Source organism: Nitrospinota bacterium, from assembly GCA_035528715.1.
In the GTDB taxonomy this organism is placed as follows: Bacteria; JADFOP01; JADFOP01; order DATKYB01; family DATKYB01; genus DATKYB01.
Genome location: DATKYB010000139.1, coordinates 1 through 11,330, shown reverse-complemented (window position 1 = coordinate 11,330; position 11,330 = coordinate 1). Strand labels below are relative to the sequence as shown.

The window sequence follows — 11,330 nt, the reverse complement described above, 5'->3', positions numbered from 1 at the left end:
CTCTCTTATAGGCTGTATAGCAGCTTCCCATGCCTGTCCCTGGGTTATCTCTTTTGACATATAGGGCTGTACGGCTTGTGTATTAATTTTTTGCCATACCGGTGACATAATAAAAAAGGTAAGAAAAAGAGATAATCCTATGATTACATGATTTGGCGGCATCTGCTGCGTACCCATGGCTTGACGAAGGAAACCCAAAACAATGACAATTCTGGCAAAGGATGTCAACATGATAATAATAGAAGGAGCAAGAGATAATACGGTCAGTAATAAAACAATTTTAATCGTGGTAGCCAATTCTTCCGAACCCCCTTCCTCTCCAAAATTAATACTAACAGAGGGAAGAGAGATAGGTTTAGACCATGCAACACCAGTATTGATTAAAAACATTAAAGAAGCCAAAAGTATGAATAGGGCGTAGGCATATTTCCTCATTTTTTTATTATTCATGCAGAAACATTCTCCAAAAGTTCTATAGCCTCTTGTATCCTTTGACTTTTTCTCTAATATTCCCAGCTATATTATCTATACGATTCCTTTGATCTTCCCTATCAAAGTGCCGATAATATTTACTCAATTCTTTTGAAAAGAGGCTTCCTTTGTTCTTCTTATCGGTGATTTTTTCTCTAAGGTCTTTATCTTCTAACTTTGTCAGCATTGAAATATTATTTGGGGATATACCCAAGACGAGTACTTCATTTCCTACTTGAACCAGTGATATACTCTTTTTATTTCCTATATAGCTTGATGAAAGAACCTTGACTAACTTTTTGTTCCACAAAAGGCCACTGTTTTTAAGTAAATATTTTTTAAACAAAAAACCGATGATTAATATTACTGCCAGAATTAATGATAAGGCTATAAAGACCCTTATAGCGGTTGAAGAAATATTAGGAAGTGTTGTTTCGTGAAATCTCTCTAAAGGATTGGTACTTATTTTTTCATACTCACTTCTTTTTACATCCCTTTTCTCTCTACCCTTTTCAAAAAGAATCGGAAGCCCAATATCAGGATTTTCTTCAATCTTATGAGGGCTTACCGATTTCTCTTTGTTGAGTCCAATCTCATCCAATAGCCTCTCTTCGCTATCCGCTTTGCTCGTAACAATTGAATCGATTAATTTTTTTTCTGATTCTTTTGAAAACTCCTCTAGGTTATCAACTAATTCCACCTCGTCTAATTTTGAAACTGAAGCTTCCTTTACAGCACTTCCCTTTGTCTCATCAGCCTTATTTTTAATAATAGTTTCATCTATCTCTTCTGTGTTTCTTATATTATCTGCAACAGTTTCCTTTGGTAAAATTTCATTATCCTTTTTCCCTAAAACTTTTTTTTCGGTAGATGTTCTTTTAATATTTAATAGTAATTTGTTTTTACTAATTGATACTGAAACATCCTTTTCGCTATCTATTTTCTTCAAAAGGGAAAGATGAAATACTAATCCCTGTTGGGGCTGAGGTTTTTGATAAATAAAGATTTGTGACAACAGTGTATCATTAACCTTAAAAAGACGCTTTGAAGAATTGATATAGAGATTCGGCAATTCCATATATAATGATTTTTCATGAGGTCTGATTTTTTTGTCGGTTACATGTAAATCTTTACTGAACTCTATAATTACATTTACATCTTTTTCACTTGAATTGATTTTTAAATTTTTTAGATAATTTTTTGTTTCTAATCCCACTTTAGAAGGCTTTTGTGCATAGCCATATCCATGCAAAATATAAAAAAACACAACAGGAAAAATTATTAAGGAAAATCTTTTCATATAAATATCTCTCTTTTGAAAAACTTCTATTTAAGATTTTCAACCCTTTCCATGAGGCTGACTATATCTGTCAGGCGAATGGCAAACTTCTCATTAACTACCACTACCTCTCCTCTGGCCACTAACTTGTCATTAACATAGACTTCCATGGGCTCACCTGCTAATTTATTTAACTCTACGATTGAACCTTGGCCCAATTGCAAGAGCTCATTGATCAACATTTTTGTCCGTCCCAATTCAACAGTAATCTGTAATGGAATATCGAGTATAAAATCGAGGTTTCTCTTCTCATTTCCTGTTCCTTTCTTTTCCAGATGAGAAAGGCCTTCTTTATCCTTCTCTTGGGTTAAGTCTTTAAGCCCTGAATCTTCTGGAATATCTTCCTTGTCATCCTCCCAGTTTATATCACCTTCTTCTTTCGCTTCTGCTTCAGGCTTATTAGGCTCATTCTGTTTCTCTTCCTGCTCTGGCTGGTTGACCTTAGCTTCTGTCTTTTTAGAATTCTCTTTTACTTCTTTTTCGCTCATTTTATATTTTCTCCTTCCATAAAAATTGATGATATTTGAAGAGCCTTATTTCCCTTTAAAATCCCGGGATAACCTCTAAATTTAAGGTTCTCTTCTACCCTTACGTCCAACTCATCTGTACAATCCTTTTCTAATTGGATTACATCCCCAACCTGAAGATTTAAAAGCTCCCTTCCCTTTATCTCTGACCTTCCTAATTCTACAGTGATATTTGCTGGAACTCTTTTCAGATGTTCTTTAATCCGTGATAACCATGATTGATCCGTCCCTAATTGGTCACTCTGAAATCCTGCGGATAGCTTCTCTTTTATTGGCTCTATTGTTGAATAAGGAATGCATAATGTGATATTACCTGTTGACTGTTCCAACTCGACCTCGAAGGAAATCACTACAACGACATCAGTAGGAGGAACGATAATGGCAAATTGCGGATTGATCTCAGATCTTAAAAATTTTATACCTATCTTATGAAAATTTTTCCATGATTCTTCTAAAACCTCTATTAATCTATGAACGATTCTTTTCATTACCTTGTCTTCAATTGCGGTAAAATCCTTTCCTTCAATCTTGGTAGTGCCTGCTCCTGTTCCACCAAAGAGCGCATCTATAATAGTAAAGACCAGTCTGGATTCTAATACAACGAGAGCAGTACCCCTTAAATTCTCGAGACGAACAATATGAATACTTGTTGGCACAGGAAGGCTTTTAAAGAAATCCTCGAATTTCATCGTCTCTGTTGCTAAAACATTTATATCTACTGTTCTCCTAAGGATATTTGATAAGGAAGTACGAAATTCTCTTGCAAATCTCTGATTAATGACCTCTAAGGTAGGCATCCTTCCCCTGATGACCCGTCCCCTTGTCAGGTCATAAGAAGTGATTCCTGACTCATCAATAGGCTCATCTGTTTCTGCTCCAACTTCTCCATCAGATATACCTTTAAGTAGAGCATCAACCTCATCTTGGCTTAAAACCTGGCTCATATTCTTCTCCCCTTAATTTTTTACTGAATGACAAATTCTGTAAAATATACCTGTTTAACCTTTCCATTAACTAGGATAGCATTTAATCTGGTGATGATTTCATCCTTCAGCTTATACTTTCCTTTAATTGTATTGATATCACTAAAAGACTTACTGCTAAGCAAGACCAATAGATTATCCCTTATTTGTGCTTTCCTTTTTTCTACTTCTTCTTTCGAGCCCAGATCAGGTAATTCTAGTTCTAAGGTTGTCTTTAAATACCTTTTCCCTGTATCTTCTGAAAGATTTACGATAAAGGTCTCAAGTGGAAAAATAATACCGAGGGTATCTTCGATTTTCTTTGTCTCTTTTTTCTCGGTAACCTTTATCTGAGTCGGTTCTCTAAAAAACTTATACCATGCAAAGAATCCTCCTGAACCGGCTATGAGAAAAAAGAGCATAAGAAGAACAACCCACTTAAAGAAAGAGCCCCCCTTTTGAGAAACCTCCTCTTCTATATTTTCTTCCTTTGCAGCAACCATCTTATTTCTCCTCTAATAAAAAGTTTTAAAGAAACCTCTATTGAAAAAAACGGATAGAATTATCTGCTGAACAAGACAAATTCTACCCTTCTGTTTCTTGCCCTTCTCCCCGCAGTATTGTTAGGAAGCAAGGGCTTAGAATCTCCATACCCTGCTGCTGAAAGCCTTCCAGGGGGGATCTTTCCGGTTTCTTCAAGATATTTTAAAATATTGATAGCCCTTGCTATGGATAACTCCCAGTTGGATTGAAATAAAGGTGTTTTAATAGGCACATTGTCAGTATGCCCCTCTATTCTAAGAGCTAAGGCTGAATTCCTTAAAACTGAGCTTAGATCCTTGAGTACAGAAATAGAAGAAGAGTTTACCTGTGCTGAACCTGGCTCAAATAATATGTTTTCAGAAAAAGTTAAAACCAAACCCCTTTTTTCTAAACGGATCTTAACCTTTTTTTCTAGACCTTTACCCTTGAGACCTGCCTTTATCTGTTCAATCTCTGACTCATTTTTTCTCTGAATCCCTCCCTCAAATAAAGAGGTATTTATCGGGAGGTCTAAGGGGGGGATTATAACTATCTTGGAAATCTCTCCGCTAGCCCCTAATTCTAGAGGTCCAAGGATACCTGTAAAAAAACCAAAGGCGCTTCTGATCTTCTTGACATCCATTGAAGACATGGTCAACAGCATAACAAAAAAGGTCAACATGAGGGTTAAGAGGTCTGAAAAGGTAACCATCCAGGCATTCTTATCCATTTTTTTCCCCTCAACCTTATTCCTTGCCACTCTCCACCTCTTCTATGTCCCCAATAAACACAATATTCACCCTTCTATTTTTTGCTCGATTTTCTAGAGTATTGTTCTTTACTAATGGATAATATTCCCCATATCCGACTGCAGAAAAGCGATCTGGCGATATGTCTTCTTTGCTCAATATATATCGAAGGACGCTTACAGCCCTCGCAGTAGATAGCTCCCAGTTAGAAGGAAATTTATCTGTCTTTATCGGCACATTGTCAGTATGCCCCTCTATTCTGACATGATTTTTGGTCACTTTAATGAGTTTAGAAATCCTGTCAAAAATCTTATAGGCCTTAGGATCTACATCTGCACTCCCTGAAGAGAACATGACCTTAGAAGCAATGGTAATCACGACCCCTTGTTTGCTTTGCTCAATGGAAGCATCATCACCCATTCCTGATTCTACCAAGTACTTTTCTAGATCAGAAAGAGTATCTTGAAAGTCCATCTCCTTTTTTACTATTGGTGAAGCAAAAGGCAATAAACCTGTCCCCCTTTCAAATAAAAATCCACCAGATAATATTCCAAAACTTCCCAGCATTGATCCTAAGGCCTTTCTCACCTTTTGTCTATCAATGACCGCCATTGAGTTAAGTAAAATAAAAAAGGCAAGGAGGATAACGCTTAAAGACGTAAAGAGAACCGTAAAAGATGAGCCTCCACCGCCATCATAACTTTTCCTCTTTCTTGCCATGGATATTCCTTCTTATTTTTTATCAAAGCTCGATTCCCTTAGCTTTGGTGCTAAAAATGCATGGAGTTTTTGTTCTACAATCCTTGGGTTATCCCCCGAAGATATAGCCAGAATGCCCTCCCTTACCAAATCTTTTGCTAAAACCTCCTCTTGGCTTCTTGTCCTCAATTTTCCGGCAATAGGAAGAAAAACCAGATTAGCCAATAGCGCACCGTAAAAAGTGGTTAAAAGGGCAATGGCCATGGCAGGTCCAATGGAACTTGGGTCCTCCATGCTCTGTAACATTTGAACAAGACCAATAAGGGTTCCTATCAATCCCAATGCAGGAGCAAAGGTCCCCATGGTTGTAAAAATTTCTGCACCCAGCTGGTGCCTTTCCTCAAGAAAGTCTATCTCTTTTTCCAATATTTCCCTTATAGAGGTCGGTTCTAATCCATCCACAGCCAGTTGAACCCCTTTTTGAAGGAATGAATCATTAACCTCCTTTACCATCGACTCTAAGGCCAATATTCCATCCTTCCTTGCCTTTGAAGCAAACTGAACGATCAAAGGTATGGTTACTTTTGGCGAGATAACCTTATGAAAAAAAACTTTTTTAAGAACATTTATCACCCCAAGAACCTGTCCGAGGGGGTAATTAATCAGTGTTGCACCCATGGTTCCCCCAATAACTATCATAGCAGAGGGAATACTAATGAATATTATTAGCATTCCTCCAGACATAATCGCTAAAATAACCAGAGAGAATGCTGAAATAATTCCTATGACTGTTGCAAGGTCCATAAAGGTCTCCAGAGGCAAAAAAGATTTTTTTCTTTACATTTTTGCAATTATTATGCCAATAAATTATTGAAAAGCCCTTTCTTAATATCTGTAATTCATTCTTTCTAAAAGAGTTATCTCTATCAGAGATTCTCACCATCTCTATTAAAGCTCCTCTGACATTGGAGAGAGTCGAGATTTCGACTTTATTTCTTTATAAAATCACTTAGTAGTTGATTTATTTGGATTTATTGGATTTTTCTTTGTGTCAAAAAAAAGGAGGATTGTCACTATCTTGACGCTTTTGTGGGAATTAAAGAGGAAAAGAAAGGGAGGAGATATTATCTCCTCCCTTCTATTCATTATCTGACTATATTCACAAGGTCTGCTAGCAGTTCATCGCCAACCATTATAATCTTGGAATTGGCTTGAAAGGCTCTTTGAGTCTGTATCAGATTTACAAATTCCCTTGAAAGGTCAACATTAGAGAGCTCGAGTGAATTAGCTGTAATGCTTCCCAAACCACTCTGTTCGGGATTGGCTCTGATGGGCTGACCTGATGCATAAGATTCTGCGTAGAGATTATCCCCGACACTTGTAAGCCCCCAAGGGTTTGTAAATTTAGACAAGACGATCTGAGCAAGGTTTTGGCTCTGGCCATTTGTAAAGAGACCACTTACTAAACCGGACTGGGATATACTTATGTTAAGGAGAGACCCTGTTGAATAGCCATTTTGAGAAACGGCATTTACCGCAGAGGTAGAAGCATAACCTGTAAGGACATTACCAGATGAATTGCCGATTAAATCGAAGGTGATGTCTCCACCGCTTCCAATCGTTGCGCCAGTAGATAGGCCTGTAATTGTGATTGTAGGATCTGTCGCAGGGCTATTGAGAGCTCCACTTGTATTAAAGCTTACCGTGGCACTGCTCGCTCCATTTACCTGAACTGTGGCACTTGTATCAGAGATGGTCGGTACCAGCGACCATTCAGCTGATGTGCCTGCTGGTGGCGTGGATGAGCTCTTTGTAAAGGTAAGAGTGAGTGTTAAAGCGGTTCCAAGTGCATCGAATACCGTCAAAGAGGTGCTAAAGCTGGTTGCACCGCTTGCCCTTGAATCAAGGTTTGCTCCTATGGAAAATTCGCTTGTTGTTGAGGGAGCAGAAGCGGTTGTATTAAAGCTCAAATCGCTCCTTATTCCTGATGGTGAACCACTAACATAGACATCTCCCTGAAGGACCATGCCCTGTGGATTTACAAGGTTTCCGTTTGCATCGAAGCTGAACTGCCCTGCCCTTGTATAGAAGTCTCCTGAACCATTATTCACGATAAAAAAGCCATCACCATCTACTGCCATGTCAGTAGCAGCATTCGTTGTCTCTAAGGAGCCCTGAGAAAAGTCTCTCGTAACAGCTGCCAGTGAGGTACCTCTTCCAATCTGAGATGAAGAAGAAGCCCCTGATAAGCTCTGGCTGAGAATATCTTCAAAGCACACCCTGCTTGCCTTGAATCCATGTGTGCTTATGTTTGCGATATTATTACCAATAACTTGAGTCCTGGCTGACTGGGCATTCAAGCCGCTAACGCCTGTATATAGCGCACTAAAAACAGACATTTACTTACCCTCCTTTCTTTATATATTTTTTATCAATCAAAGACTTCAACAAAATAACTTACAGGAACCTTATGTTCTCCAACCAATAAAACCGCTGTTCCATCCTCAAAAGAGACCCCTTTAACCTTTCCTGTTGAGTATGAAATAACAGAGATTGAACCACCCTCAAGGTTTGAAGCCGATACCTGGTATGAGTATTCCCCATCTGGCAGAGGAATCCCGTTTTTATCTAATCCATCAAAAGGAACAGCCTGTCTTCCAGCTTTTTGTGAGTCCACTGATAGGGTCCTGAGCAAATTTGAAGCAGAATCGAATATATCTATCTCTATTATAGAGGCATCTAGAGCTAATTCATACTGGATATCCGGTGTAGTTCCATTGGTTATGGTTATCTCATTTCCTAAAGAGAGTACATTCTTTCCAATAAAACTTACGGCCTGAGCATTATTAATTGAGGATTGAATCAGTTCGATTTCCTTTAAAGCATCGTTTATATTTATCAGTTTTTCTAAGCTGCTAAATTGGGCGAGTTGAGCAGTAAATTCTGTCGCCTCTTGAGGCTCGAGGGGATTTTGATTCTCTAGCTGGGCTATCAAAAGCTTCAAAAAATCATCCTTGCCCATGCCCATATTGACTTCTTCGCTATACAAATCTGCTGAACCGGGTATTGTTGAGAACAAGGAATCAATCTGCATACCTTTTTCCCTCCTTTCTTTATCCTTTTATACTACTATATCGATGAGGCCGTTCTGTGTAATCATATTTGAGTGAATATTATTTTTCTCTTCCGCAAGTTCTTCCTTTGGAAAATCAAACGCGGCCTTACTATTATTTGAACCGTTGTGATTTGTAGCCTGCTTGTCATGGTCTTGTCCAACCGAAACACTAAATTCTCTTATCTCTAAGCCATGAGTATGGAGAGCCTGCTTTAATTTTTCGAGATTTCCATCCAGTACATCCTTTATAAAATGATTTTCTACAGTAATATCAGCCTTAAAAACATTTTTCTCAACGCTTATCTCTATTTTCAATTCACCTAAAAACTCGGGCTTGAGGGATAATTTAATTTCATTTATACCATTTTTAAATATTGGTTTTTTTACCTTATCTATAATCTGATCTAAAATTTGATTATCGAATAGAGATTTGTTGGTTATTTCCTCGTTCACGAACTTTCCAAGGGCTTCCTTGGTCTCTCCCAAGGAACCCTCCTTATGTAACAATCCAAGATCCACATCTTTATGATGTAAATTCAAAGGGTCTATCCTCTCACTTTTTATTTCTAGTTCAGAAATCATGGAGAAATCATTATTTTGGAACTCTTGCTCAAATCCAGTCCCTGCTCCTTTAAAAATTATCTCTTTTATACTTGAGATCGCTTTAGGATCTATATCTAGTCTACCTTCAAAGAGATCAAAGGCTTGAATGGGTTTCTTAGCCATCTCAATATCTCGCTCAATATAAATACTTCCTTTATCTAAAAGCTCTTTTTGGAAAATCTGTTTTTTCCCATCCAAAGCATCTTCTATCAATCCAGCACTCTTATTGCCTAGAGACGGCTCTTCTATTTTAACTAAGCCCTCTTTATAAAATATGGAATCTTTCTGATTAAAAAATTCTTTAACGGGTAAATTGATTTCTTCTTTGTCAGATAAAACTCCTATTCTTATCAATAAATCTTTTAGAGATAATCCCTCCTTTCTCTCCATAAAGTTAGTGATCTCTTGTCTTATATTCTCGTCTGCAATCTTTAACTCTTGTAAAGACTTCTCAATTGTTCCCTGGTTTTTCCTATTTTCTACTGAAACAAAAGATTCTTTTATAAGTAGTTTTTCTAAATTCTCTTGAATTCCTTTCAAATCAACAAGATCTTTAGTTCCAAGGTGTTGTTCTTTCCCTAAAAAACCTTTTGAATCATTAAATATCTTATCTGTTAGTTCTGTTATTTCTGTCTCTTTTAATCCACTGTTAAGGAAAAAAACTTCCTCTATTAAATTCAAAACCTCTTTGTCTTCTGACCCTTTTATAGGAGAACTTATATCTCCTCCTTCTTTAAGATAGTTAAAAAGTTCTTTTAACATCAGAGGGTTTTGTTGAAAGATTACTTCTATTAAGTTTTTCTGGCCTAAACCATCTTTTTGGAGATTATATTCATTCTCTCCAGAATTCTCTTCAGAAGCCTTTTTCATGAATTGACTGATATTTTTAACTTGCTCGGAATTTATATTCTGCAGGATTTGAAAGAAAGAGCTATTTTCTTCCTTAGCTCCGTCTACTCCACTATCAATGGTATTGTTAACTGAAGGAATAACTGACGATAATATAGGAATGTTAAGCATGATCGTCTCTTTATAAATATTTAAATGCAAAATTATTTAAAATTTTCTTTTTAAGAATTGAGCAAATAATATGCCATCTTTGGAAAAGAGTATAACTTATTATTTTTCAGCTAAATAAAGGTTTGCATTTCTTTTTTTGGCTAATTTTTGATGAAGAAAAAGGCAAAAAATTCCTTTTTAAGTGATGGGCAAAATGAAAAAAATACCATGAATTACTTTTTTCTCTTTTTTATCATGGCTTCGCTTATCTTGATAGCCTTTTCAGGCTCTATAAAAGGAAGGATCTTAGCAGCCTTCTTATTGTTCATCCCTGAAAATATTCGAATAGCAATATCCTCTCTTAAAGTAGAGATGAGAGGACCTGCCTCTTCTGGACGCATCCCCTCATAAACTTTAACTAAATGTCTAAATTTTTCTTCGTCCCTTTTCTCTAATTTCTCAAGTAAACCCTCTAGTTCTAATCTTAAAGTTTTTAGTTTGGCTATTCTTTTATCAACATCATCTTTTATATCTTTTAAAATTTTCTTCTCTTTCTTTATATCCTCTTCTTTTTTTAACAATACCATTCTTTCTTTTTCTATTGATTCTAATATTTCTAAAGTAGTTTTTGAATATTTATCTTTTGCGATTTCTTTTTGTTGAGATAGTCCTTGAAAAGGGGACAGGAAAAATGATAGCAGAACAAAAATTAAAGCAAAGAAAAATGTTGCTGCCTTTTTATGACCTTTAAACGAACTGTTTTTCACTTTTACTTCCATTACTTCCATCGCTATTGAGTATTAGTGAGAGTTTCTCTTATAAATCGATTTGTAGAGATTTCATCAAGAAATATTCTTTCTTTTCTATTTAAATCTTCTAAATACTCTCTTTCCTTCTTCTCTCTTAACTTCTCAATAATCTTCCTCTCTTTCGAGGCCTTAAGGAGTTCCTTTCTCTTCTCTTCAATTTTCATTTTTAACTCCTTTAAGACCGATTCTTGTCTATCAATATCCATCTTTACCTTATCGATAAAATTAAAATAGAGAATAATATCAGAAAGTTTAATTCCTTTTCGATATTTTGAACAGATCTCTCTTTCACACTCATCTTTATTTTGCACGAGAAGATATAATTTCTTCTTTTCCTCTTTATAGCGCATCTTTATCTTACCCAATTCTATTTGAAACTTCTCTTCGATCCTTTTTCTATATCTTAATACGGGTTGTAATTTAAATTTAAACATATTTTTATTGTAATTCGTAATAGTATATATAATTATCCCTAAAAAGCCCCTCACTATCCATAAATTCTTTATACAAATGTCCCCTTTTTTTAAATCCTATT

At 36.3% G+C, this 11,330-nt stretch carries 13 protein-coding genes; all 13 read right to left on the bottom strand.

Annotated elements, in window-relative coordinates; translation table 11 throughout:
• Positions 1 to 450 (bottom strand): flagellar biosynthetic protein FliP (locus VMW81_09965; protein ID HUU51264.1); only part of this gene is annotated, 450 nt, incomplete at its 3' end.
• Between the two features lie 22 nt (positions 451 to 472).
• Positions 473 to 1,771, bottom strand: coding sequence for a flagellar biosynthetic protein FliO (locus VMW81_09960; protein ID HUU51263.1), 1,299 nt, complete (start codon positions 1,769 to 1,771; stop codon positions 473 to 475).
• 26 nt (positions 1,772 to 1,797) lie between these two features.
• The gene (gene fliN / locus VMW81_09955) at positions 1,798 to 2,298 is read right to left on the bottom strand and encodes a flagellar motor switch protein FliN (protein HUU51262.1); all 501 of its coding nucleotides are present in this window, start codon (positions 2,296 to 2,298) and stop codon (positions 1,798 to 1,800) included.
• Positions 2,295 to 3,281, bottom strand: coding sequence for a flagellar motor switch protein FliM (fliM, locus tag VMW81_09950; GenBank protein HUU51261.1), 987 nt, complete (start codon positions 3,279 to 3,281; stop codon positions 2,295 to 2,297). The genes fliN and fliM overlap by 4 nt, the downstream gene beginning before the upstream one ends.
• 20 nt (positions 3,282 to 3,301) lie before the next feature.
• A complete protein-coding gene (locus tag VMW81_09945) occupies positions 3,302 to 3,802 on the bottom strand; it encodes a flagellar basal body-associated FliL family protein (GenBank protein ID HUU51260.1) in 501 nt (166 codons plus the stop codon).
• 59 nt (positions 3,803 to 3,861) lie between these two features.
• Positions 3,862 to 4,581, bottom strand: coding sequence for a flagellar motor protein MotB (locus tag VMW81_09940; GenBank protein HUU51259.1), 720 nt, complete (start codon positions 4,579 to 4,581; stop codon positions 3,862 to 3,864).
• On the bottom strand, positions 4,568 to 5,290 hold the full coding sequence (locus VMW81_09935; GenBank protein ID HUU51258.1) for an OmpA family protein: 723 nt from the start codon (positions 5,288 to 5,290) through the stop codon (positions 4,568 to 4,570). The genes VMW81_09940 and VMW81_09935 overlap by 14 nt, the downstream gene beginning before the upstream one ends.
• Positions 5,291 to 5,302: 12 nt before the next feature.
• The gene (locus VMW81_09930) at positions 5,303 to 6,073 is read right to left on the bottom strand and encodes a MotA/TolQ/ExbB proton channel family protein (GenBank protein ID HUU51257.1); all 771 of its coding nucleotides are present in this window, start codon (positions 6,071 to 6,073) and stop codon (positions 5,303 to 5,305) included.
• 341 nt (positions 6,074 to 6,414) lie between these two features.
• Complete coding sequence (locus VMW81_09925; protein HUU51256.1) at positions 6,415 to 7,668, bottom strand: flagellar hook protein FlgE; 1,254 nt, start codon at positions 7,666 to 7,668, stop codon at positions 6,415 to 6,417.
• A 32-nt stretch (positions 7,669 to 7,700) separates the two neighbouring features.
• Positions 7,701 to 8,363, bottom strand: a complete 663-nt coding sequence (locus tag VMW81_09920; protein ID HUU51255.1) for a flagellar hook capping FlgD N-terminal domain-containing protein — start codon at positions 8,361 to 8,363, stop codon at positions 7,701 to 7,703.
• A gap of 27 nt (positions 8,364 to 8,390) precedes the next feature.
• Complete coding sequence (locus VMW81_09915; GenBank protein ID HUU51254.1) at positions 8,391 to 10,007, bottom strand: flagellar hook-length control protein FliK; 1,617 nt, start codon at positions 10,005 to 10,007, stop codon at positions 8,391 to 8,393.
• Between the two features lie 212 nt (positions 10,008 to 10,219).
• On the bottom strand, positions 10,220 to 10,765 hold the full coding sequence (locus VMW81_09910; GenBank protein ID HUU51253.1) for a hypothetical protein: 546 nt from the start codon (positions 10,763 to 10,765) through the stop codon (positions 10,220 to 10,222).
• 11 nt (positions 10,766 to 10,776) lie between these two features.
• Positions 10,777 to 11,229: a flagellar export protein FliJ gene (gene fliJ, locus VMW81_09905; protein HUU51252.1), complete on the bottom strand. Its 453-nt coding sequence runs from the start codon at positions 11,227 to 11,229 to the stop codon at positions 10,777 to 10,779.
• Positions 11,230 to 11,330 lie beyond the last annotated feature (101 nt).